We start from the raw sequence: 23677 nt of genomic DNA, 5'->3' as shown, positions 1-23677 counted from the left end.
AAATTATTTCTATTTATTTTTTTATAGAAGGAAGAAGCAATGACTACTATCGTCTTAACTGATTTAATCAAGGGTAAGCAGGCTCATATTGATTCCATTGGCAGTAATCCGGAATTTGGCGCATGGGATGCTATTGTCAGTCGAAGGTTGGCGGATTTGGGTTTTTCCCGGGAATGCCGTTGCTGGTTATTGCTACCGGATTGATGGGAAAAGGGCCGTATGCGGTGCGTTTGGGCAACCAGTCCCAATTTTCATTGCGAAGTGGTGAGGCGAAGAAAATTTTGTGCCGCATTGCGGATGGGTAGAAGTTCTGAGATAAAACACTTAATGAAATGAATAAGTTAGAAAATTTTAATAATAAATACAGGTTTTAATTTTCATTTCAGACAGCCTCGTATGCCGTTGGGAGATATCATGAATTCTATACGTTATTATGCACTGGTCGGTGCACCTAATTGTGGTAAAACAGTATTATTTAATGGTTTGACAGGAGCGAATGCCAAAGTTGCCAACTATCCGGGAGTAACGGTGGATCGGCGTGAAGGTGCGTTTATTCATCATCCTCACAATCGTGTCATTGATTTACCCGGTACTTATAGTTTGCGTACCACCAGCCTTGATGAGGCGGTTGCGCGTGATGTGGTTGTCGGAAAGCTAGGGCAGCGTCCGAATGCGGTGATTGCTGTTGCTGATGCCACGAATCTACGCATGACATTACGCATGATTTTGGAACTTAAGACCTTAGGGCTGCCGATGGTAGTTTCCCTGAATATGAGTGATGTGGCCAAATCACGCGGTTTGCAAATTGATGCGGAGAAGCTGAGCCAGCTGTTGGGTGTCAAGGTGTTGGAAACGGCTGCCATTCGTTCTGAGTCTATCGAAGCGGTTTATCAGGCCGCGCTTGAATTGTCGGAAGAGACGCCGATTTTGCCGCGAAGTGAAGATGTGTTGGCAAAACTAGAGAAACTCGACAGTAATCAGCTTTATGAAGAAGTTGAAGATATTTTGAAACAGGTTGTCCGCACTCAGATGGTGTTGCCTGAATGGCATCGGCGTTTGGACGGTTTGTTTCTTCACCCTGTTTGGGGTATTCTGATTTTGCTGGCGATTTTATTGTTGGTATTTCAGGCCGTGTATTCTTGGTCGGAGCCGATTATGGATGCCATTGAAGGCCTGTTTGCTGCCTTGGGCGAGTGGGTGGCGGCAGTTATGCCGGCAGGTCTGTTGCAGGATTTATTAATCAACGGGTGATTGCGGGCTTGGGTAGCGTGCTGGTTTTTCTGCCGCAGATTACGATTTTATTTGCATTTATTTTGCTCTTGGAAGATTCGGGCTATCTGCCGCGTGCTGCGTTTTTGCTCGACAATGTGTTGGCAAAAAGCGGTTTGTCGGGGCGCGCGTTTATTCCTTTGCTGTCGAGCTTTGCCTGTGCCGTGCCTGCCGTGATGTCGGCGCGTACCATTCCCAATCCGCGTGAACGTTTAGTTACCATTACGATTGCCCCGATGTTGACTTGTTCTGCCCGATTGCCGGTTTATGCTTTGATTATTGCAGCCGTTATCCCTGAAAAAACAGTGTGGGGCATATTCAATTTGCAGGGTTTGACATTGTTTGGCCTGTATCTTGCCGGTATTTTGTCGGCAGCTTTGACGGCGTGGGTAATGAAACGTTTTGCTGCGAGGCAGGGCAAAATACGCGCTTTTCCGTTGCTTATGGAATTGCCTACCTTCCGTATGCCGAATTTTAAGCACATTATGATGACTTTGTGGGATAGGGTTCAGGCATTTTTAAAACGAGCCGGTACGATTATCTTTGCTTTATCGGTGGTGCTGTGGGCCTTGGTTAGCTTTCCATCCATGCCGGGAGATACAACAGGCGCCGCGATTGATTATAGTTATGCCGGTACATTGGGGCGCTGGATTCAACCTATTTTTGAACCGCTGGGATTTACTTGGCAAATGTGTATTGCCATGATCCCGGGTGTGGCTGCGCGTGAAGTGGTGGTGGCGGCATTGGGAACGGTATATGCGGTTAGTGCCAGCTCAGAAGACGCGGTTCAGACGGCCTTGATTCCTATTGTGCATGATCAGTGGGGCTTGCCGACTGCATTTGCTTTCTTGGCGTGGTATGTTTATGCACCGATGTGTATGGCAACCTTGGCAGTGATTAAGCGTGAAACCAAATCTATGCGCGATACTTTATTGATTACTGCCTATTTGTTTGCATTGGCATACTTTTTTGCCTTTGTGGTTTATCAGGTCAGCTTGAGGATAATGTGATGATACAAAATATTTTGGTTGGCATAATTGTATTAGGCTGCGTTGTGTATGTATTGAAACATTTCTTCTTTAAACCTAAAGCACAATCTTCAGGTTGTGGCTGCGGTTGCGAAGGTTGCAGCGGAAAAAGCAATGGCTGTCATCATTAAAACCGATATATCCTGATTGTAGTGTCAGAGTATGGAGCTTTATGTTAGGCCGTTTGAAAAATCGATTATCGGTTTTCAGACGGCCTTAATGTTGGCAGAAAACTTAGGATAATATTTGGGCGGTATTGGAACTTTTAGATTTTGATTTGCTGAATATATTTTGTATTTGTTTTTATTAAACTATTTTGTTGGTTGGTGAGGCTAAAACAAGCACTATACGGTCTGGTTTTATTCAGTTTTCAGACGGTCTATAGGCTGCATTCCATTTCACAATTAACTTAATTTATGCAGGCTTAACCATGGAAACGAATCAACAATTACTTGCTGCTCAAAACTTGATCCAACATTTCGAAGGCACGGCTGCCGATGATGCTTATTATGTGAAACCAACCCAAGATACCATTAAAGAACAGGCCAATGGCGGTTATGATACGGTGTACAGCGATGTCAGCTATGTGTTGCCGACCCATGTCGAAGCGCTGGTGTTAAACGGCAGCGCCAATATTTACGGCTCAGGCAACAACAGCGGCAATATGTTGGCAGGCAATGAAGGCAAAAACCGCTTGAACGGCGGTCGTGGTAATGATGAAATATTCGGTAATCACGGCAACGATGTGCTCAACGGCGGTGAAGGCCACGACAAACTTTATGGCGGTACCGGTAATGATGTTTTGAACGGCCAAACCAGTAATGATGAGCTATACGGCGGCTTGGGTAGCGATACTTATCTTTTCCAAGCCAATAGCGGTAAGGATTTTTTATCTGACCGCGAAGGCAATAATACCGTACGTTTTGCTGCCGGTGTCAGTCCTGAGGGCATTCGTATTGAATCGCGTTTAGACAGCGGCGGCAACACCGGCTGGATACTCCATTTTGACGAGCAAAATGCTTTGATTATCGCCAATCAATACACAGCTTCAAGCAACAAACCTGCCGTAGCTGATTTTGTGTTCAATTCCAAAACTTACTCACATACTGAATTGGCTGCTTTGCATGGTGTGGCACTGCCTAGCGCTCATGTGGCGGAAAAAGGCCAAACCATTGAAGGCACACAGCAAAACGATGTGTTAACCGGCACGGCAGGTCACGACAAAATCTACGGCTTGGCCGGCGATGATACACTTTATGGCCTAGACGGCGATGATTTGCTGGATGGCGGCAGCGGCATTGATGTGATGCATGGCGGTTTGGGTAACGATACTTATGTGGTCGAAGGTGTGAAAGACCAAGTCATTGAATCAGAAGGCGAAGGTATTGATACGATTCAAGCTTCGGTAAGCTATACCCTCAGCCGTAATGTCGAAAACCTGATGCTCATCGGCTCGGCCAATATTTTCGGCGCAGGCAACAGCAGCGATAATGTTTTGGTGGGCAACATCAGCAGCTACACCGCCGATGAAATGGCGCGTTTGTATGATTTGCCATACGGTGTGGTTACGCAGTCTGAAGGTCCGAATGGCGAAGTGGTCTATACCGGCAGCAACCGGGACGACATTATTGAATTCAGCGAAGTTGATTTCAATAGCGACCAAGTCATTATCAACACTTTTGTCGGTAGCGACAGCATTCGTGTCGGCACGTTTGCCGGTTCGCACATCAATTACACCATTGACAGTGGCGAGGGCGATGACAAGATTGAGTTCTTGAGCGGCAATGTCACCATCAATGCCGCAGATGGCTACGGCCGCATCGAAACGGGCGAAGGCTATGATGTGATTACCGGCGGTAAGGGCAATGATGAGATTTTCGATTTATACGGCGAAACCCTGGTGAATTTCGGACGGGCGACGGTAAAGACAGCCTTAATCTTGACTTGAATTCTGAGAACGAAATGTTGCATTTCACCGGTGGTTTAACCTTGTCGGACTTAACGCTGACCACTACCACGCAAGGTGTGTCGACATCTTGGATAGTCGGCATCAAGGGCAGCAATGATTCGGTCACCATTGCGCAATACGAAGACGGTATATTGAATGTCAACGATCAACCCGGTACCGGCGTTGACCGCTTTACTTTTGAAAACGGTCAGAGTTACAGCGCTGCCGAATTCAGCGCCGCATTATGCCAGCTTGAGCAAAACAATACTGCTGTGATCTGATGATTATTGATAGGTAACAAAAATAAAAGGCCGTCTGAAAGCCATTGGCTTTCAGACGGCCTTTTTTGTGCTTTATTAATTAATCGTTGATTTATATTGGTTTTGTGATGGTCAAAAGATTAAAGAATTTTTAGTTTTCAATTAACATCGTCACATCTTTGTCACATTCCCTTGCTAAACTGCCTGCGGTCATTGAGCAACAGGCTGTCTGAATTGAGCGGGCATTTTGTCGGGCAAATATATTCAGCAGGCCGTCTGAAACATATCTGAATAGGGAATATCATGGGCAAACCATTTGTCGGCACCATCAAAAAATCACACGCCGAAGACATCGACAACAGCAGCAATAATCCGGCGTTTTCTCAAATTATGGACGCACGCCTGTCACGCCGCCGCGTGTTGCAGAGCTTCGGCGCATTGGGCGTGACCAGCATGCTGCCGTTGAGCCTGATGAGCAAGGAAGCGCAAGCCGCAACCGAAGCAACACGTTTCCAACCGGTGCCGCGCTTTGCCCGAGCCACCGCCTTAGGCTTTAAAAGCGTACCGTTTTCCACCAAAGACAAGGTGATTGTACCGGAAGGCTACACCGCGCAAGTTTTGTACCGTTGGGGCGACAGCACCGGTATTGCCGGTAATATGCCGGCGTTTAAAATTAATGCAGGCAACAGCGCGGCCGATCAGGCAGTACAAGCCGGTATGCACCACGACGGCACCGCCAACTGGTCGCTGGAAAAAGCACGCAAAGGTCAAAACGTGATGGGCATTTCGGTGGTAGAAGTGCGCCGCGATCCCAATGGTTGGCAAGTGGTGCGTCCGTCACTGTTTGCCCGCCGCATTACCGCCAACACCCCGATGAGTGTGACCGGTCCGGCGCGCGGCCACAGCCTGATGCGCACCGAAGCCGACAGCCAAGGTGCGCTGGTGTTGGGGATCATGCAAAACTGTGCCAACGGCCGTACGCCGTGGGGCACTTACTTAACCTGTGAAGAAAACTGGAGCGATATTTTTACCAACAACAGCGGTGAAATCACGCCTTTGGAAAAACGCTACGGCATCGGTAAGGAAGAAAACGATTATCTCTGTGGAGCAAAGTGGACGAGTGTTTCGACAGTAGCAAAAATCCGAATGAGCCCAACCGCTTCGGCTGGATTGTCGAAATCGACCCGTTCAATCCAAAATCTACTCCGCGCAAACATACCGGTTTGGGCCGCTTCAAACATGAAGGCGCCGAGATGACCGTAACCCCGAGCGGCCGCCTGGCAGTATATATGGGTGACGACCAACGCTTTGAATATATTTATAAATTTGTCTCAAAAAAACGTTATCAACCGGGTGAGCAACACCGCGCTGCCAATATGCATTTGTTGGAAGAAGGCACGCTGTATGTGGCACGCTTCAATGAAGACGGCACCGGCGAATGGTTGCCGTTGGTACATGGCCAAAACGGTTTGACCGCAGAAAACGGTTTTGCCGACCAAGGTGAGTTGTTGGTGAAAACCCGTTTGGCGGCAGATAAAGTCGGCGCCACCAAAATGGACCGTCCGGAATGGATTTCTGCCGACCCGTTTAAATCCGGCAGCCTGTATTGCACGTTGACCAACAACAGCGACCGCGGCAAAGAAGGCAAGCCGGGGCGGATGCGGCCAATCCGCGCAATAACAACCTGTTCGGCCACATCATCCACTGGCAGGAAGCCGACGGCGACGGCACGCAAACCGAATTCAAATGGGATATTTTGGTGATGGCGGGCAAGCCGGATGCCGAAAAAGAGCAGCATCGCGGCAACATCAGCGCGACGCCTTCGGCAGTCCTGACGGCTTGGCATTCGACCATCGCGGTGTGTTGTGGATTCAAACCGACGTATCGACTTCTACGTTGAACATGAAAGAATACGCCGGTATGGGCAACAACCAAATGGTGGCCACCATTCCGGGTACCAATGAATACCGCCGTTTCCTGACTGCCCGAACGGTTCGGAAGTGACCGGTATTGCGTTCACGCCGGACAATAAAACCCTGTTTATCAACATCCAGCACCGGGCGAACCAGCCAAAGGTGCGTCTGATCCGACCAATCCGAAAGCGGTATCATCATGGCCGGAAGGCATTCGTGGCGGCCGTCCGCGTTCGGCGACAGTGGTGATTACCAAGAATGATGGTGGTTTTATCGGTAGTTAAAGAAAAACATTTCCCCCCGTTTGATGACAACACAAAGGCCGTCTGAAAATATTTTCAGACGGCCTCTCATATTGAAGATGAATTACTCAATCACTTCTTCGATAATCGTGTTGTAAGAAGAAGGTTCGTAAACCGGCATCGGCGGCGGCAACAGTGCATCCAGGCTGAGGCTGGAGGCTTGCAGGGTCGGGTAGCCGCTGAAGGTCACCGAATAGCCGCCGTTTCCGGTGCTGCGCACTTTGGCATGCGCTCCCAGCGGGAAGGTGGCTTTATTGGTGATGTGGCCGAACGGGAAACCGCTCAACACCGGCACACGCGTGACGCGGTTGATTTGGTTGATGACCGCCGACAAATCATAGCTTGAGTCGTACACATCGCGGATGGTGCCCATGCGGAAATCGCCGAAGATAATCGCGCGTTGCTTTTGCAACACGCCGGAAAGATACAGCGTATTGAGCATGCGCTCAATGCGGTAAGGCTGTTCGCCTACGTCTTCGATAAACAGGATGCCGCCGTTAATGTCTGGCATGTAAGGCGTGCCGGCCAACGAAGCCAATACGCTCAAGTTGCCGCCCCAGAGCGTGCCTTCCACGTTCACATCGCTGCGCTGGATGGCGGCGACATCGATGGTGTTGGTGGTATGGGTGGTGCCGCGGATAAACGAATCCATGGTGTACACGCTCGGGTTGGGTTTGCCGAATTCGCTATACACCATCGGGCCTGCGAAACTCATCATATTGCCTTTGGCCAACAAAGCCAATTGTACGGCGCACACGTCGCTGAAACCGAAAAACAAGGTGCCGCGCTCACGCATACACGCGCCCAACGAAGCAAAATCAATGCTTGGCAACAAACGTGCCGCACCATAACCGCCGCGCAAGCCCATCAATACTTTAGGTGTTTTCACACGGCCGCCGGCGACTTCTTGGAAATCGTTGATGCGCTCGGCATCCGTTCCGGCGAAACGCTGATAACGGCGCGAACCGGCCTGCTGGTTGGTTACGGTAAAACCGGCGTTATAAAGACGGGTCAGGCCGACATTGACGCGGTCGTAAGATTCGGCAAAGCCGGAAGGAGCGACGACACGCAAAATATTGTCGCCGGAGCGGGCAGGTTGAGGACGGCGGGGTTGCACAGTTTGGCTTCTTGGCGGGGTACGGTTAACAGTAGGTTTCTGGGTAGAGCTGGTGCCACAGGCTTGCAGCAATCCTGCGCCGGCCACTGCGGCCGAAGCGCGCAAAAAATGGCGGCGGGAAGGTTTCCAAGACATAAAACATCCTTTTTGATGCGGCGGAAAACCGCCTGTATGTTATTTAACTCAGGCCGGAACCTTTGCAATCTCTCCATCTTTGGCACATTTCTGCGTTATGCGCTGCTTGAAAGCTTGCTATCTTCATGATATGTCTGCGCTTTCTGTGCGGCTATAACTTCGAACTGCACTCAAACCTAGGGTTTTGCAAAGGTTTCAGGCCGTCTGAAAGGCAGCCGAATAAATGGGGTTGATTGACTACTTCAGACGGCCTGCTAACACAAAAAGCCGTCTGAAACTTAAGCCAACAAGGCTTTGACTTGTTGCGGCCAATCTTGCGGCAGCATCATTTCGTGGCTGCGGACAGCCGCTGCCCAAATTGGTGCCGGAAAGTTGGCGTCGTTTTCAAAACGGGCAATCACATGCCAATGCAGGTGCGGTACAACATTGCCCAAGCTCGCCAAATTGATTTTGGCCGGCTGCAGCACTTGGCGCATGGCCGATTCCACTCGATAGACCATGTCCATGATTTCATCGCGTTGTGCTTGCGGTAAATCAGTCATTTCCGCGACATGTTGCTGCCAAATCACGCGGCAGAATGCAGGCGAACCGGCTTCGTTGTGCACGGCAATCACACGCAGGTTCGGCGTTTGCAGCAAAACATCTTCATTTTCCGCATGGCAAATCGGGCAACTCATGACAATCCTTATGACATCAATCGAATCGAAGCGTATTTTAAGGGAAAAGGCCGTCTGAATCATCTTTTCAGACGGCCTTTTGACATAACTTTAGAAAAATGTGGCAATTTGTCGGCCGGAAAACAAGTTGGCAGGAATATATAATGAATCTTTGATTGGCACAAACTACCTAAATTTCGCCGCACCGCGGTTGGCCAATTCATCAGCGCGTTCGTTTTCCGCATGTCCGGCGTGGCCTTTGACCCATGTCCAATGCACATCGTGTCGGCTGACCAATTCATCCAGCGTTTTCCACAAATCATCATTTTTGACCGGCTTTTTGGCGGCGGTTTTCCAGCCGTTTTTTTTCCAGCCGGCAATCCAGCTTTCCATGCCGTTTTTGACGTATTGCGAGTCGGTGCAGATTTGCACGGTGCAGCGGCGTTTCAAGCTTTTCAAACCTTCGATGACGGCGGTGAGTTCCATGCGGTTGTTGGTGGTTTCGGCTTCGCCGCCGAACAGCTCTTTTTCATGCCCGCCATACCGCATCAACACGCCCCAGCCGCCTGCGCCCGGATTGCCTTTGCAGGCGCCGTCGGTATATAGGTAAACGGTTTTATCCATAAAATTCCTCTTGATTCAACCGCCGAATCATAACACAGGCCGTCTGAAAAGATTGAATTTAAAATAAACAAGCATATAATATGAATGTTATTTAAAAAGGAAACCACATGAGCGCGTCACAAGCATTATTCCGCTATCAGCAATCGCCGGCCTAGACGGCCGACACCATTCCCGAAGCCTTATTGAATCAGCACAATACCCAAGAAGGCACATGGGGCAATTTGGTCATCAAAAAAGGCCGTCTGAAATTTTATGAATTGTCGGAAACCGGCGAAATTCTGGCCGAACACGAACTCACCCCCGAGAGTCAAGACTGGCTGATTGCGCCGCAGCAATGGCACAAAATCCAAGCGCAAACGGATGACACCGAAATCCAGCTCGAGTTCTACTGCCGAGCCGCCGATTATTTCCACAAAAAATACGGCATGAGCGCCACGCATTCCGCCGTACGCGCCGCCGGAAACATCGTGCCGCCGGGCAAAGCGCTGGATATGGGCTGCGGGCAAGGCCGCAATGCGCTGTATCTCGCGTTGCAAGGTTTTGACGTGACTGCCGTCGATAACAACCCAATGGCGGTGCAAAACGTGCAGGAGCTGGCCGCGCGCGAAGGGTTGAAAGTTGACGCGTTTGAATACGATTTGAATGCCGCCGATATTCAGGACGATTTCGATTACATTGTGGCGACCGTGGTGATGATGTTCCTCCAACCGCGTTTTATTCCGCAAGTAATTGCCAACATGAAAACGCGCACCAAAGCCGGTGGTTATAATTTGATTGTCTCGGCGATGGATACCGAAGATTTTCCATGCCCGATGCCGTTTCCGTTTAAATTCAGCGAAGGCGAATTGAGCGAATATTATCAGGATTGGGAATTGGTCGAATACAAAGAAGAATTGGGTGCCATGCATGCCAAAGACGAATTCGGCAATCCGATTCGGTTTAAATTTGTGACCATGTTGGCGAAGAAACCGGTATAAATCAATAGGCCGTCTGAAATGTTCAGACGGCCTTATGCTGATTAATATTTTATGGTTATGCCAATATTTCTTCGAATTTGCTAATCAATCGATTGATGACGGCTTCTTCGCTGAATTCGGCCAAACAATCTTGACGCAGCTTTTGCGGTAGGAAACGGTTGCGCTGTTCATACATTTGAATCAAGGCAGCGGCGAGGGCATCGATGTTTTCAGTCGGAATCAGAAAACCGTTTTCCGGCCGCACAATCGACTGTGGGCCGCCGCATTTTGTAGCAATCACCGGTAAGCCTTGTGACAGGGCTTCGATGTACACCACGCCGAAGGTTTCGGTGCGGCTGGCCAACACAAACGCATCGCTTTGACGCATTAAATTCAATACTTCATCGGTTTTCAGCGCACCTAAGAAGCTGACTGAATCGATGATGCCCAATTGTTTGGCAAGATTTTTCAGATTCTCGCCTTCAGGGCCGGCGCCGCCGATGTTGAGTTTTAAACCGGGATATTTCTGTAAGGCTTTGGCAAAGGCGGGCAACAGCAAATCATGGCCTTTTAAGTGGCGCAAATGGGAAACGCTGCAAAAGGTGAAACCGCCGCCTGATTTTTCTGGAAATTCAAACGGCTCGGTAAAATTTTTGCCCAAGATATTCGGCAGATACGACCAATGTGTGCCGGGGTATTTTTGATTGAGTAAGTCGGCGAAATCGCGGCTGACGGCGTAAAGGCCCGAAGCATGTTTGGCTGCTTCACGCATGGCCGGCCATTGGTCGTCACGAATCAGATCGCGGGCGTAGGTGCTGCTGTGTTCGGTGATGATGTAGGGAATGCCGTATTTTTTAAAGATTTTACAGGCCAAAATGCCGGCATAATTCACCACGTGCGCATGAATCAAATCGGGTTTGCCGTTTTCTTTGATGTAGGCTTCAAATGCTTTCATGCCTGCGCGTACCCACAACACGCGGTTTAAATCAATAAAAGGCGAGCGGGGGAACAGATACATGCCGTCATAAGCATAGATATCTATTTGGTTTTCCTGATATTTTCTAAGGCCGTAAGGGCCGCTAAGCAAGGTTTTCGGCTGCGCACGCAGGTGGCGGAACATCGGCGCAACGACACTGACTTTCTTGATTTTACTGCTTTTTTGCAAACCTTGAGCCTGAATTCCGAAAAAAATTCCATCAACATCTTGCTCGGATTTGGGATACCAAGAAGGGAGAACGACAACGTGCATGGGGATTCCTGAAAAGAGATGGGGAATGATTCAAGTCATTCAGACCTAAAGAATCGAAAATAATTCAATTTCAATAATGGATGTTTGATTGGAAGAATGTGCCGTCTGAAAGAAAATAGTTTCAGACGGCCTGAGACTTTGCAAACCCCCGGGTTTGAGTACAGTTCGAAGTTAGGGCAGCACAGAAAGCGCAGACATATCATCAAGACAGGTAAGCTTTCGAGCGCATCACGAAGAAATGTGCCCAAGATGGGGATTTTGCAAAGGTTCCGGCCTGAACATTAATCCTTATTCACCCGCCACAGTCATTTCGCTAATCAGTATCGAGCCGATTTTGTTGGACGAGCGGCGCAGGGCATCGTTGGCAACGCCGAGCACGTTTTGATACATATCTTGCAGCCGTCCGGCGATGGTGATTTCGTGTACCGGGTAGGCAATCACGCCGTTTTCGATCCAGAATCCGGCAGCCCGCGCGAGTAGTCGCCGGTGATGGTGTTGACGCCTTGCCCCATAAGTTCGGTTACCAGCAAGCCTGTGCCCATTTCTTTGAGCAGGTCGGCTTGGGTGGCGTGGGTGTGGTTGAGATACAGGTTGTGTGCGCCGTCGGCGTTGCCGGTGGAGGTCATGCCGAGTTTGCGGGCGCTGTAGCTGCTCAAAAGATAGCCTTGTACCACGCCGTTTTCAATCAGGAAGCGAGGGCGGGTGGCGACGCCTTCGGAGTCGAAATAGGTACTGCCGAAGGCGCGCGGGATGTGCGGTTCTTCGCGTAGGTTGACGAAATCGGGCAGGATTTTTTTGCCCAAACTGCCGATTAGGAAGCTGCTTTGGCGGTAAAGCGCACCGCCGCTCAGTGCGCCGACCAAATGGCCGATTAAACCGCCGGCAACGGTGGTGTCAAACATCACCGGGTAGCTTCCGGTGGGTAAAATCCGGCTGTTGAGACGGCGCACGGTGCGTTCGGCAGCGATGCGGCCGATGTTTTCCGGTAAATCCATATCTTGATGAAGGCAGGACGCATCATACCAATAATCGCGCTGCATGCCTTGCTCGTCGGCGGCGACCACGCTGCAAGAAATGCTGTGGCGCGTACCCTGCTGGTGTGCCATAAAGCCGTGCGAATTACCGTAAACGTATTGATAATGGCTGGTTTGCACGCCCGCACCTTCGGAGTTTTCGATGCGCACGTCAAACGACAAGGCGGCTTGTTCGCATTGTTTGGCCAATTCTATGGCGGCTTCTGCGCTTAAATCCCACTCGTGATAGCGGTCGAGATCGCCGATTTCGGCGGGCATCAAATCTTTATCGGCCAAGCCTGCGCAATCGTCTTCGGCGGTGTATTTGGCGATGTCTATGGCGGCCTGTACGGTATCCTGCAAGGCATGGGGTGAGAAATCGGCGGTGCTGGCACGGCCTTTGCGTCGGCCGACGTAAACGGTAATATCCAGCGATTTATCCTGCTGGAATTCGATTTGCTCGATTTCGTTCAGGCGCACGCTCACGCCTTGGCCGATGGATTCGCTGAAGTCGGCTTCGGCAGCCGTGGCACCCAATTGCTGTGCCAGCGACAGGGTTTGGCCGCACAGTTGGATCAGTTCGTCTTGAGAGTGGTTAAACAGCATAAAGATTATCCGGAAAAAATTGCGCTTATTTTAACTGTTTTCAGACGGCCTCGGTAAAAATGTCGTCATTGGCAGAATATATTGAACCGACAGCGGCGTCATCTCATGGTAAAATCAGCGATTGAAAAATTTTACCGAATCGAATAACGAGATGATTGAAAACGAAGAAGAATGGGTGAGCAAAACCCAGATGAAAAAGCAGATGAGCCATCTGCAGGATTTGGGCATGGAGTTGACCAAGCTGTCGAACGAAACGCTGAAGAAAATCGGTTTGGACGAAGATTTATACGAAGCTGTGCAAGGCTATAAAAAAATCACGTCCAACAGCGCGCTTAAACGCCAAGCGCAATACATCGGCCGCCTGATGCGCGATACCGATCCCGAGCCGATTGAACGTTATCTGGCCAAGCTGCGCGGTGACAATGTGGCGCACAATGCCTTTTTGCAACGCGTTGAGCAAGCCCGTGAACGCCTGATTGCCGACGATGAGGCGTTCACCGCGTTTATGGCCGATTACCCGCAGGCCGATGCCGGTAAGCTGCGCACCTTAATCCGCAATACGCGCAAAGAGCAGGAGCAAAACAAACCGCCGAAAAGTTTCCGCGCGCTGTTTCAGGAAGTGAAGGCTGTGATGGAGGGTAAGACGGGCAGGTATGAAGGCGGCAGCGGTTTGGAAAGCATTGACGGATAAGTGCGGAATGTTTTGTTTCAGACGGCCTTCTCTTAAAGGCCGTCTGAAAAAGCGGTTTGTCCTAAACGAGGAGCGTTAATATGAAGCTGATGAAAACAATGGCTGTTGCAGTGTGCGCGGCGATGACTTTAAACGGTTGTACCATGTTTTATGGGGGGAAAACGACCCGTTCAGTGAAACGACGACGACCCGCCAGGCGGCTCAAGACGAGATTCAGGCGTTCGGCGTCGTGCAACAGGCCAACAGCCAATTGGAAAAAGGCAGCTTGGTGATGATGGGGCGGAAAAACTGGTTTGTCGTCAACCCTAAAGATTCGGCCAAAATTCAGAGCATATTGAACGTAAAACTGGACAAGGCTTTCCAAATCGTCGACAGATACGCCCACAAACCGTTGGAAAGTTTTCCTGTTACCCTCAAGTCGGCAAAAAGCCATGAGTTCACGACCGATTTCTGCCTGCGTTACGATACGGCCAAAGCCGACGACATCGCCAAGCTGAAAGCCTTGTCGTTTGAAATGCGCAAGCCGTCGGAGAAAGGCAAAGACCAAACGCCGTATTATGTGCGCTGCGATACGGCGGCAGGGAAGTTTTACCAATCCCCGCCGAATTACCGCGCCGATTACCACTTTGGAACCCCGTTCCCCGTGTCGGTGAACTATACCGTTAAGCATAAATCCACCGATGCCGGAAAATTAATCAGCAATCTTTTCTGGACGCCGATAACGCTGGCCGGAGATGCTGTTTTGGCGGTGGTGGCCGTGGTTGTATCGCCGTTTTCCCTGATGAACCGGTAAAACTGTTTTTGAAGCGGAATGCGGTTATGTTGCCGTTCCGTAATATTTCAGACGGCCTCTTACATTATTAATGAGGCCGTCTGAAAATCTTTTGAATTCTATCTAAGAAAATCAGAAATGACCGTAAAAATCCAAATTCGCCCTGTCAACCAGTCGGTTTGCAATACTTTGATTAACGCAGGAGCCGACCCGCTGATTGCGCGCCTGTGCGCCGCGCGCGATGTACAGACGCCGCAGGAATTGGAAGACAGACTTAACGGATTGCTGCCGTATCAGTCGCTGGTACAATGCGAAGCGGCGGCGGCGCGTCTGGCGGATGCGGTGCAGAAACAGGAAAAAATCCTGATTGTGGCCGATTACGATGCTGACGGTGCGACGGCTTGCGCTGTCGGTATGAAAGGCTTGGGCGCAATGGGTGCGGTAGTGGATTTTCTCGTCCCCAACCGTTTCGAACACGGCTACGGCCTCACGCCCGAACTGGCGGAAATTGCGGCAGAAAAGGGCACAAACCTGCTGCTGACGGTGGACAACGGCATTGCCAGTTTGGCCGGTGTGGCGCGCGCACAGGAATTGGGCCTGGACGTTGTCGTTACCGACCACCACCTGCCGGCCGAGCAGGTGCCGGATTGCATTATTGTCAATCCCAACCAGCGCGGTTGCGGTTTCGAGAGCAAAAGCTTGGCCGGTGTGGGCGTGATTTTTTATGTGTTGATGGCTTTGCGTGCCGAATTGCGCCGCCGCCACTATTTTTCAGACGGCCTGCAAGAGCCTAATTTGGCGGAATTGTTGGATTTGGTGGCGTTGGGTACGGTGGCCGATGTGGTTTCGCTTGACCACAACAACCGCATTTTGGTGTCGCAAGGTTTGAAACGTATGCGGCAGGGCAAGATGCGGCCGGGTATCCGCGCATTGTTTGAAGTGGCGAGGCGTGATTGGCGTAAGGCGCAGCCGTTTGACATGGGTTTTGCACTGGGCCGCGCATCAATGCAGCCGGCCGTTTGGACGATATGTCACTCGGCATTGCCTGTTTGCTGGCCGACAATGACGCACAGGCTCAAGAGCTGGCGGCGCAGTTGAACAACCTTAATATCGAGCGGCGCGAAATCGAGCAGTCCATGCTGCAAGATGCTTTGGATTCGTTCCCCGAAACCTTGCCAAGCCGGCAAACCACGCTGGTGGCTTACCGCGAAGACTATCATCAGGGCGTGGTCGGCATTGTCGCCAGCCGCTTGAAAGACCGTTTTTACCGACCGACCATTGTGTTTGCGCCGGCGGATAACGGTGAAGTGCGCGGCTCGGGCCGGTCCATTCCCAACCTGCACTTGCGCGATGCGCTGGATTTGGTCAGTAAACGCCATCCCGATTTGATTTTAAAATTCGGCGGCCACGCAATGGCAGCGGGTTTGAGCATTTTGGAACACAATATCCCCGCGTTTCAGACGGCCTTCGAACAAGCCGTGCGCGATATGGTGCGCGAAGACGATTTGTCGCAAACCTTCATCACCGACGGCAGCCTGCCTGCGGTCGAAATTACCTTGGAACAAGCACAAAACCTTGCCCGTCATGTGTGGGGGCAGGGTTTTGCGCCGCCGAGTTTTACCGATGAATTTCATGTCGTGCGCCAGCAATGGATGGGTGCGGAGGGCAAGCACAAAAAAGTGTGGCTGCAAAAAGACGGCTTTGAGTTTGAAGCAATGTTTTGGCGATGCTGCGAAGAAATCCCCGAATACATCCGCACCGTGTATCGCCCCGTAGCCAATGAATGGCGCAATCATGTGGAATTGCAGCTTTATATTGATTACTGGGAAGCGGCGTAAAGAATATGTAAGGTTTAGGCCGTCTGAAATATTGGGTTGGTTTCAGACAGCCTGAATGTTGTTTGGATTTTAACTTAAGTCGTACCATGAAATTTCTCATCTTTTTACTTGTTGCCACTTTAGGTAATGTGCTGTACCACACCGGACAAAAATCCCTGCATGATGTAGCAGCCAATCCGATGAGTGTGTTGTCGGTGTATTATGCCGCGGCGCTGGTGTTGTGTCTGCTGCTGTTGCCTTGGTTCGGCAAAGTGTCGTTTAACGATACCGCCACGCTGGCAGCGAATTGGCGCGTTTGGTTGGTATCCGGTGGTATTTTGCTGATTGAGTTGGGTTTTTTGTTGGCCTATCAATCTGGCGGCTCGGCGCAATGGTCGGGTGTGGCGGTGAACGGTATGGCGGCTTTGCTGTTGATTCCGTTGGCGATTTGGCTGTTTGGCGAGCAGTTTTCATGGCAGAAGATAGTGGGGATTGTGCTGACCTTGAGCGGGCTTTATTTTTTGGTGAGAAAATAGAACGCTGGATTCCATCATAAAAGGCCGTCTGAAACACGATGTTTCAGACGGCCTTTGTGATGCATATATTAGAAACGGCGTTTCAACTGACAAGCTTGCAGGATGTACACGGCCAATTCTTCTACCGATTTATCGGTGGTATTGGTATAAGGAATGCCGTGTCGTTTAAACATCGCTTGCGCATCGGCCACTTCGCTGCGGCAAGTGTTGAGTTGTGCATAGGTCGAATTCGGACGGCGCTCTTGGCGGATGGCTTGCAGGCGTTCGGGCTGAATAGTCAGGCCGAACAATTTGTCTTTATAAGGTTTGACCATGCGCGGTAAATCGCTGGATTCCAAATCATCGGGAATCAGCGGATAGTTGGCGGCACGGATACCGTATTGCAGCGCAAGATAAAGGCAGGTCGGTGTTTTGCCCGAACGCGATACCCCCATCAAAATCACATCGGCTTCCTGCAGGTTTTTGTCGCTGACGCCATCGTCGTGATTGAGCGAAAAGTTTACCGCCTCCATACGCGCATCGTAGCGTTGGGTATTGCCGATACTGTGGTGGCCTTGCGCGGCCAAAGTGGCTTCGGCATTCAGCTCTTTTTCCAATGCACCCAAGAAGGTTTCAAAGAAATTGATTTGGTAGGCATTAGCGGTTTTAATCATGTTGCGGATTTCATCATCCACCACACTGACAAAGGCAATCGGGCGTTCGCCGTTGGCTTCGGCATTGGCGTTGACTTTGGCAATCACTTCCTTTGCTTTTTCAACGGTGTTGATAAAAGGATAGGTGTAGCGTTTGAATTCGAGATTGCCGAATTGGTTGAGCAGCGCTTCGCCGATGTTTTCGGCGGTCAGGCCGGTGCGGTCGGAAATATAAAAGATATGGCGGGGTTGGGGCATACGTTTCTCTCTAATGAATAAATGTACAAGATATAAACTTATTATATATAGCAAGATAATAGCAAGAGACATGGCCGCAATAAAGCAAATCGTTCCAAGCTACAAAGAATTACAACAAAATTAAATAAAGTTAAAATACCAATTTTTTGTAGGAAAAAATTGTTTTTTTGGAATTTTATGCCAATTTATATGATTAACAGAGGTGCCGTAATTTCATTAATTTGTTTTAAACCCTATATTTTACAAGGGTATAAGCTATTTTGATTCGTTTATGATAAATTGATTTCATTTCGCTACATCGATGTAACCCGCAATTTTTCAGACGGCCTGAAGCGTTTTTGAAGTATAAAATGCATGACAGGAATAGTTTGAATGTCTTAGAATTAACGGGCAGATTCATTTCTTTTTTAACATAATACGAATTGGATGAAAAATGGCAGCAAACTATGTGATTTGGTTTGAAAACTTACGCATGACCGACGTTGAAAGCGTAGGTGGTAAAAATGCTTCTTTGGGTGAAATGATCAGTCAGTTGACTGAAAAAGGCGTACGCGTACCGGGCGGCTTCGCCACCACGGCCGACGCATACCGTGCTTTCTTGGCACACGAGGGCTTGAGTGACCGTATCTCTGCTGCATTGGCTGAGTTGGATGTTGAAGATGTGGCCGAGCTGGCGCGTGTCGGCAAAGAAATCCGCCAATGGATTTTGGATACACCGTTTCCTGAACAGCTCAATGCCGAAATTGAAGAAGCTTGGAACAAAATGGTTGCCGATGCCGGCACTGCGGATATCTCTGTAGCCGTTCGTTCATCTGCAACCGCAGAAGACTTACCAGACGCTTCATTTGCCGGCCAGCAAGAAACATTCCTGAATATCAATGGTTTGGAAAATGTAAAAGAAGCCATGCACCATGTATTTGCTTCACTTTACAACGACCGCGCCATTTCTTACCGCGTACACAAAGGGTTTGAACACGACATCGTGGCCTTGTCTGCCGGTGTTCAACGCATGGTGCGCTCAGACAGCGGCGCTTCAGGCGTAATGTTCAGTATCGATACCGAATCAGGTTACGATCAAGTGGTATTCGTGACTTCGTCTTACGGTTTGGGTGAAAACGTCGTACAAGGTGCGGTGAATCCTGATGAGTTCTACGTATTCAAACCGACTTTAAAACAAGGTAAACCGGCGATTTTGCGTAAGACCATGGGTTCTAAGCAAATCAAGATGATTTTTACCGATAAAGCCGAAGCCGGTAAATCTGTGACCAACATCGACGTGCCGGAAGAGGATCGCAACCGCTTTTCGATTACCGATGAAGAAGTAACCGAGTTGGCACACTACGCACTGACCATTGAAAAACACTATGGCCGCCCGATGGATATCGAATGGGGTCGTGACGGTATCGATGGTAAGCTGTATATCCTGCAAGCCCGCCCGGAAACCGTTAAATCTCAAGAAGACAGCACCCGCAGCCTGCGTCGTTACACCATCAACGGCGACAAACAAGTATTGGCTGAAGGACGCGCTATTGGCCAAAAAGTCGGTCAAGGCAAAGTGCGCTTGGTCAAAGATTCTTCGCAAATGGAAAGCGTGGAAGCCGGTGACGTATTGGTTACCGACATGACCGATCCGGATTGGGAACCGGTAATGAAACGCGCTTCTGCGATTGTGACCAACCGTGGCGGCCGTACTTGTCACGCGGCGATTATTGCGCGCGAATTGGGTATTCCTGCGGTAGTAGGTTGCGGTAATGCCACCGAATTGCTGCAAGAAGGCCAAGAAGTGACCGTATCTTGTGCCGAAGGCGACACCGGTTTGATTTACGCCGGTTTGCTGGATGTGAACGTAACCGACGTGGCGTTGGACAATATGCCGAAAGCGCCGGTAAAAGTGATGATGAACGTCGGCAATCCTGAATTGGCGTTCAGCTTTTCCAGCCTGCCGAGCGAAGGAATTGGTTTGGCGCGCATGGAATTCATCATTAACCGACAAATCGGTATCCACCCGCAAGCCTTGCTCGAATTTGACAGCCAAGATGACGAATTGAAAGCCGAAATCAGCCGCCGCATTGTCGGTTACGCTTCTCCGGTTGATTTCTACGTGGATAAAATCGCCGAAGGCGTGGCCACATTGGCTGCTTCGGTTTACCCACGCAAAACCATCGTGCGTATGTCCGATTTCAAATCTAACGAGTATGCCGGTTTGGTCGGCGGTGAAAAATACGAGCCGCACGAAGAAAACCCAATGCTTGGCTTCCGTGGTGCCGCACGTTATGTGTCGGAAGATTTTGCCGAATGTTTCGCGCTGGAATGTAAAGCACTGAAACGCGTTCGCGATGAGATGGGTTTGACCAACGTTGAAATCATGATTCCGTTCGTGCGCACGTTGAGCGAAGCCGAAGCCGTAATTAAAGCTTTGAAAGAAAACGGCTTAGAGCGCGGTAAAAACGGTCTGCGTTTGATCATGATGTGCGAAGTACCAAGCAACGCATTGTTGGCCGAGCAATTCCTGCAATACTTCGACGGCTTCTCAATCGGTTCTAACGACATGACACAATTAACTTTGGGTGTGGACCGTGACAGCGGCGGCCCGATTGCAACCACTTTCGATGAACGCAACCCTGCCGTGAAAGTGATGCTGCACTTGGCGATTTCTGCCTGCCGCAAGCAAAACAAATACGTCGGTATTTGCGGCCAAGGTCCGTCAGATCATCCTGATTTCGCCAAATGGTTGGTTGAAGAAGGCATCGAAAGCGTGTCTTTGAACCCGGATACCGTGATTGAAACTTGGTTGTATTTGGCCAATGAATTGAATAAGTAAGGCCGCCTGAAAAGATTGGCCTAAACCATCAACCGTCCTGTAAATACAGGGCGGTTTTTTTATGACTTGGATTAAATGGTTGCAATTTCAGACGGCCTTGCTTATGTTGGATTTATCGGTTTAAAAATCAGGTTATTCCATTATCATTTTAATGAATTTATTTGCACTTATCCAAAATCGCCTTGACCAACAATAAAAATATTGTATTTAACAAATATAGATACTTTGTTTTATAATAGTTAAATTGCAAAACAATACTTGATTTCTGAATATCGCATGATAGTCAAGCATGTAAATAAATGAAGGCTGGTTGCAGTAGTGCCAAACTTTCTATGGATAATGAAAATGAACCGGATTTTGACAATGGGTTTGGTGGCGGTAACGGTGAGCGTCGTATCAACGACAGCCTGGGCGCAAACTCATTCTGTATATTTCAATCAGCAAGGTAAAATTACTGCGACCATGTCGTCAGTGGCTTATGTACGTCAGTATAAAGTCAACGCCGGTTTGGCACAGGTGCAGGATTTCTATTATCCATCAATGAAAAAGTATTCCGAGCCTTATCAGGTGCAAACCAGTCAGATTAAAGTGTTTGTGCCGGTGTTGGAAAATGGCACATTGACTTTATGGCATTTCAACGGCCAGAAAAAAATGGTTGGCAGTTACCGTAACGGCAAGCCTAATGGCGAATGGATCAACTGGTATCCGAATGGTAAAAAATCAGCAGTGATGCCTTATTTAAACGGTTTGAGCAACGGTGTCGGCGCACGTTATTACCGCAACGGCAATAAAGAGAGCGAAATCCAGTTTAAAAACGATAAAGCCAACGGCTATTGGAAACAATGGTATGCCGATGGCAACTTGAAAACTGAAATGTGGATGGTAAACGATCAACCGGTGGAAATGCTCAGTTGGGATGAGTCTGGCCGGTTGTTGACCGAGATGTCGTTTAGAAACGGGCGCCGTAACGGGATTGTGTTGGATTGGTATGAAGACGGATCGAAAAAATCAGAAGCCGTGTATCAAAATGATCAATTGGTGAAAAAGACCCTGTGGGATCAAGATGGGTTTGAGATTGAATAAATAAGTAAGGGTTGTATCAAGTAAGTTAACGCAATATCCTATCTTTTTCAGATCAAAAAATGGCATATTCTATTTAATTACGAAATAAAGCATTAAGTTATTATTAACAATGCCCAAATATCAGCAAAATTGTCTAAGCTTGCCAAATTTTTAGAAATACACTCTATTTGTTGATTAATTTGAAATAACAAACAGGCAGTTTTACCCATCGGGCCAAAGGTCAAAATACGGCTAAACTGGATAAGCAAAGATCGGCTGAATATGAATATATGGTAGAGCGCCTACCGCCTATTTTTTGAACTGCCCCCAAAAGTTGGATACTCCCGCCAACTTTAAAAGGTGCAGTTTTCTTATGCTCAAATATACACTAGACTTCAAATACCGAGCCGTACTCCATACCACCAAAATACACAGCCAACAGCGCACCACATGACACTTTAACGTCTCACGCACCCACCTGTGCCGTTGGGTAGCCACCTATCGGCAAGGCGGTATCACCGCACTTCAACATCTGCAGACTGTCTCTGTGAAGATCAAACCAAAAAACCATTTATCACCGGCAAACCTGATCACGAAAAAACAAGCGGAACCGATTGAAGACTGGCGTGATATGAGGGTAGAGAAAGGCTGCACCGACAGGGAAAGGAATGGTGCAAAGCATGTCGCGCAAAGACACGTTGGGAAAATGCGCCGATGGAAAGTTGCTTGGGAGCGCTGAAAACGGAGAGCTTCTATCAAGAAGTTATGCTATCGGTGGCAGGCTGATAGAGGACATAGATGATGACATTCATGACTACTACAATCATGAACGGATGAGCTTAAACTGAAAAAAGCTGAGTTCTGTCGGCTACAAAACCCAGCTTGAAAAGGCCGTTTGGGGAGGATTCTTAACTTGTTCAAGTGTTGGGGACAGTTTACCGTTTCAGACGGCCTTGTTGTATGTTGAACCTTATTCTTCGCCCAACAGTTGTTCACGGGTCAGCAGGAAGACGAAACCGTCCCCACCGCTGGTTTCGAGCCAGGTAAATGGCAGTTCAGGGTAGGCGGCTTCAAGCGCATCGCGGTTGTGGCCGATTTCGACCAGTAACACGCCTTTCGGATTGAGGAATTTGGCGGCTTGTAAAATAATTTCTCGGGTGGCATCCAAGCCGTCTTGGCCGCTGCCGAGTGCTAATTCCGGTTCGTGCAGGTATTCGTCGGGCAGGGTGTCGACGGATTCGGCATCAACGTATGGCGGATTGGAAACGATTAAGTCGTATGTGCCTTCCAAACCTTCGAATAAGTCAGTGTGAATCAGGCTGATTCGGTCTTCTAAGCCGTATTCTTCAACATTGATGGCGGCGACTTCGAGTGCGTCCAAGCTTAAATCGACGGCATCAATTTCAGCGACAGGGTAATGATGGGCCATTTGAATGGCCAAGCAGGCGCTGCCGGTGCAGAGATCGAGTGCACGATTGACCAATTCGGGGTACTCAATCCAAGGGGTGAGCGAGTCGCCCAGTAATTCATAGATAAAAGAACGCGGCACGATAACGCGTTCGTCAACGTAAAAGTCAAAATCCCCTTGCCATGCTTGATTGGTCAGGTAGGCAACCGGCAGGCGCTCAGTGACGCGGCGTTCGATGAGTGCTAATACTTCTTCTTTTTCGGTTTGTAACAGCTTGGCATTGAGGTAAGGATCCAGCGTGTCGAGCGGTAAATTCAGCGTGTGTAAAATCAGATAAGCAGCTTCGTCGTGTGCATTGTCGGAGCCGTGGCCGAAGAAAAGCTCGGCATCGTTAAAGCGGCTGACGGCAAAGCGCAAAACGTCGCGGATGGTAGAGAGCTCTTTGGCTGCTTGGGTAAACATGATGATGTCGCCGGAAGGGTTGGAATAGGGGGCATTATAGCAGAAAAGCCGTCTGAAAAATTGTCGGTTTCTGCGCAAAGGAATGAGTTTAACGAGTAAAGTGATGGGTAGGGTTTCTGAAAGTAAGTATGTAAAAGGCCGT

The 23677-nt window shown here is 49.3% G+C and carries 18 protein-coding genes and 6 pseudogenes; 17 read left to right on the top strand and 7 right to left on the bottom strand.

The genetic code is table 11. The features are described from left to right. Positions 1-39: 39 nt before the first annotated feature. From CGZ65_RS09795 to CGZ65_RS15210, 9 genes and pseudogenes are all read left to right on the top strand, one after another. Positions 40-305: pseudogene (locus CGZ65_RS09795) on the top strand (FeoA family protein). A 109-nt stretch (positions 306-414) separates the two neighbouring features. Next, positions 415-2279 (top strand): annotated as a pseudogene (feoB, locus tag CGZ65_RS09790) (ferrous iron transporter B). Continuing rightward, a complete protein-coding gene (locus CGZ65_RS09785; RefSeq protein WP_096295676.1) occupies positions 2279-2428 on the top strand; it encodes a FeoB-associated Cys-rich membrane protein in 150 nt (49 codons plus the stop codon). The pseudogene feoB and the gene CGZ65_RS09785 overlap by 1 nt, the downstream one beginning before the upstream one ends. Positions 2429-2727: 299 nt before the next feature. Continuing rightward, positions 2728-4245 (top strand): calcium-binding protein, encoded by a 1518-nt coding sequence (locus tag CGZ65_RS09780; protein ID WP_096295675.1) that lies wholly within the window; start codon positions 2728-2730, stop codon positions 4243-4245. A 14-nt stretch (positions 4246-4259) separates the two neighbouring features. Next, positions 4260-4526 (top strand): calcium-binding protein, encoded by a 267-nt coding sequence (locus CGZ65_RS09775; RefSeq protein ID WP_096295674.1) that lies wholly within the window; start codon positions 4260-4262, stop codon positions 4524-4526. A gap of 282 nt (positions 4527-4808) precedes the next feature. Beyond that, positions 4809-5762 (top strand): PhoX family protein, encoded by a 954-nt coding sequence (locus CGZ65_RS14290; protein WP_232507428.1) that lies wholly within the window; start codon positions 4809-4811, stop codon positions 5760-5762. Next, complete coding sequence (locus tag CGZ65_RS14285) at positions 5675-6268, top strand: PhoX family protein (RefSeq protein ID WP_415906984.1); 594 nt, start codon at positions 5675-5677, stop codon at positions 6266-6268. The genes CGZ65_RS14290 and CGZ65_RS14285 overlap by 88 nt, the downstream gene beginning before the upstream one ends. After that, a complete protein-coding gene (locus CGZ65_RS15215) occupies positions 6190-6405 on the top strand; it encodes an alkaline phosphatase PhoX (RefSeq protein ID WP_232507599.1) in 216 nt (71 codons plus the stop codon). The genes CGZ65_RS14285 and CGZ65_RS15215 overlap by 79 nt, the downstream gene beginning before the upstream one ends. Continuing rightward, positions 6366-6667, top strand: a pseudogene (locus tag CGZ65_RS15210) (alkaline phosphatase PhoX). Before CGZ65_RS15215 ends, CGZ65_RS15210 begins: the two are co-directional and overlap by 40 nt. A 117-nt stretch (positions 6668-6784) precedes the next feature. Here the strand turns inward: CGZ65_RS15210 and CGZ65_RS09765 are convergent. The 3 genes from CGZ65_RS09765 to rnhA all read right to left on the bottom strand — a co-directional run bounded on the left by CGZ65_RS09765 (position 6785) and on the right by rnhA (position 9252). After that, positions 6785-7972 (bottom strand): LD-carboxypeptidase, encoded by a 1188-nt coding sequence (locus tag CGZ65_RS09765; protein WP_096295673.1) that lies wholly within the window; start codon positions 7970-7972, stop codon positions 6785-6787. Between the two features lie 278 nt (positions 7973-8250). Beyond that, the gene (locus tag CGZ65_RS09760) at positions 8251-8649 is read right to left on the bottom strand and encodes an HIT family protein (protein ID WP_096295672.1); all 399 of its coding nucleotides are present in this window, start codon (positions 8647-8649) and stop codon (positions 8251-8253) included. Between the two features lie 165 nt (positions 8650-8814). After that, complete coding sequence (gene rnhA, locus CGZ65_RS09755) at positions 8815-9252, bottom strand: ribonuclease HI (protein ID WP_096295671.1); 438 nt, start codon at positions 9250-9252, stop codon at positions 8815-8817. A 167-nt stretch (positions 9253-9419) separates the two neighbouring features. Between rnhA and tehB the strand changes: the two genes are divergently transcribed. Beyond that, positions 9420-10229: an SAM-dependent methyltransferase TehB gene (gene tehB / locus CGZ65_RS09750; RefSeq protein ID WP_096295670.1), complete on the top strand. Its 810-nt coding sequence runs from the start codon at positions 9420-9422 to the stop codon at positions 10227-10229. A gap of 55 nt (positions 10230-10284) precedes the next feature. On the opposite strand, the gene CGZ65_RS09745 is transcribed toward tehB, so the two are convergent. Both CGZ65_RS09745 and pmbA read right to left on the bottom strand, forming a co-directional pair. Continuing rightward, positions 10285-11457 (bottom strand): glycosyltransferase, encoded by a 1173-nt coding sequence (locus tag CGZ65_RS09745; protein WP_096295669.1) that lies wholly within the window; start codon positions 11455-11457, stop codon positions 10285-10287. Between the two features lie 288 nt (positions 11458-11745). Further along, positions 11746-13076, bottom strand: a pseudogene (gene pmbA, locus CGZ65_RS09740) (metalloprotease PmbA). Positions 13077-13227: 151 nt separating this feature from the next. On the opposite strand from pmbA, the gene yjgA reads away from it, so the two are divergent. The 4 genes and pseudogenes from yjgA (at position 13228) to CGZ65_RS09720 (ending at position 16892) form a co-directional block, all read left to right on the top strand. After that, a complete protein-coding gene (gene yjgA, locus CGZ65_RS09735) occupies positions 13228-13767 on the top strand; it encodes a ribosome biogenesis factor YjgA (protein ID WP_096296165.1) in 540 nt (179 codons plus the stop codon). 80 nt (positions 13768-13847) lie between these two features. Next, positions 13848-14560, top strand: a pseudogene (locus tag CGZ65_RS09730) (hypothetical protein). A gap of 117 nt (positions 14561-14677) precedes the next feature. After that, positions 14678-16377 (top strand): annotated as a pseudogene (gene recJ / locus CGZ65_RS09725) (single-stranded-DNA-specific exonuclease RecJ). Between the two features lie 86 nt (positions 16378-16463). Continuing rightward, on the top strand, positions 16464-16892 hold the full coding sequence (locus CGZ65_RS09720; protein WP_096295668.1) for a hypothetical protein: 429 nt from the start codon (positions 16464-16466) through the stop codon (positions 16890-16892). A gap of 68 nt (positions 16893-16960) precedes the next feature. Here CGZ65_RS09720 and ppsR read toward each other — a convergent pair whose 3' ends face one another. Then, positions 16961-17782 (bottom strand): posphoenolpyruvate synthetase regulatory kinase/phosphorylase PpsR, encoded by an 822-nt coding sequence (gene ppsR, locus CGZ65_RS09715; protein ID WP_096295667.1) that lies wholly within the window; start codon positions 17780-17782, stop codon positions 16961-16963. Positions 17783-18215: 433 nt separating this feature from the next. Here ppsR and ppsA point away from each other — a divergent pair, with 433 nt between their 5' ends. The 3 genes from ppsA (at position 18216) to CGZ65_RS12935 (ending at position 22513) form a co-directional block, all read left to right on the top strand. Then, entirely contained in the window at positions 18216-20603 is a 2388-nt protein-coding gene (ppsA, locus tag CGZ65_RS09710; RefSeq protein WP_096295666.1) for a phosphoenolpyruvate synthase, read from the top strand. A gap of 345 nt (positions 20604-20948) precedes the next feature. Next, on the top strand, positions 20949-21686 hold the full coding sequence (locus tag CGZ65_RS09705) for a toxin-antitoxin system YwqK family antitoxin (protein WP_096296164.1): 738 nt from the start codon (positions 20949-20951) through the stop codon (positions 21684-21686). Between the two features lie 659 nt (positions 21687-22345). After that, complete coding sequence (locus CGZ65_RS12935; RefSeq protein WP_157742767.1) at positions 22346-22513, top strand: hypothetical protein; 168 nt, start codon at positions 22346-22348, stop codon at positions 22511-22513. 122 nt (positions 22514-22635) lie between these two features. On the opposite strand, the gene prmB is transcribed toward CGZ65_RS12935, so the two are convergent. Then, positions 22636-23535: a 50S ribosomal protein L3 N(5)-glutamine methyltransferase gene (prmB, locus tag CGZ65_RS09700; protein ID WP_096295665.1), complete on the bottom strand. Its 900-nt coding sequence runs from the start codon at positions 23533-23535 to the stop codon at positions 22636-22638. Between the last annotated feature and the right edge of the window lie 142 nt (positions 23536-23677).

Origin of the sequence: Neisseria weixii, from assembly GCF_002327085.1 — a bacterium.
In the GTDB taxonomy this organism is placed as follows: domain Bacteria; phylum Pseudomonadota; class Gammaproteobacteria; order Burkholderiales; family Neisseriaceae; genus Neisseria; species Neisseria weixii.
This window is presented reverse-complemented; position numbering and strand designations above follow the sequence as displayed.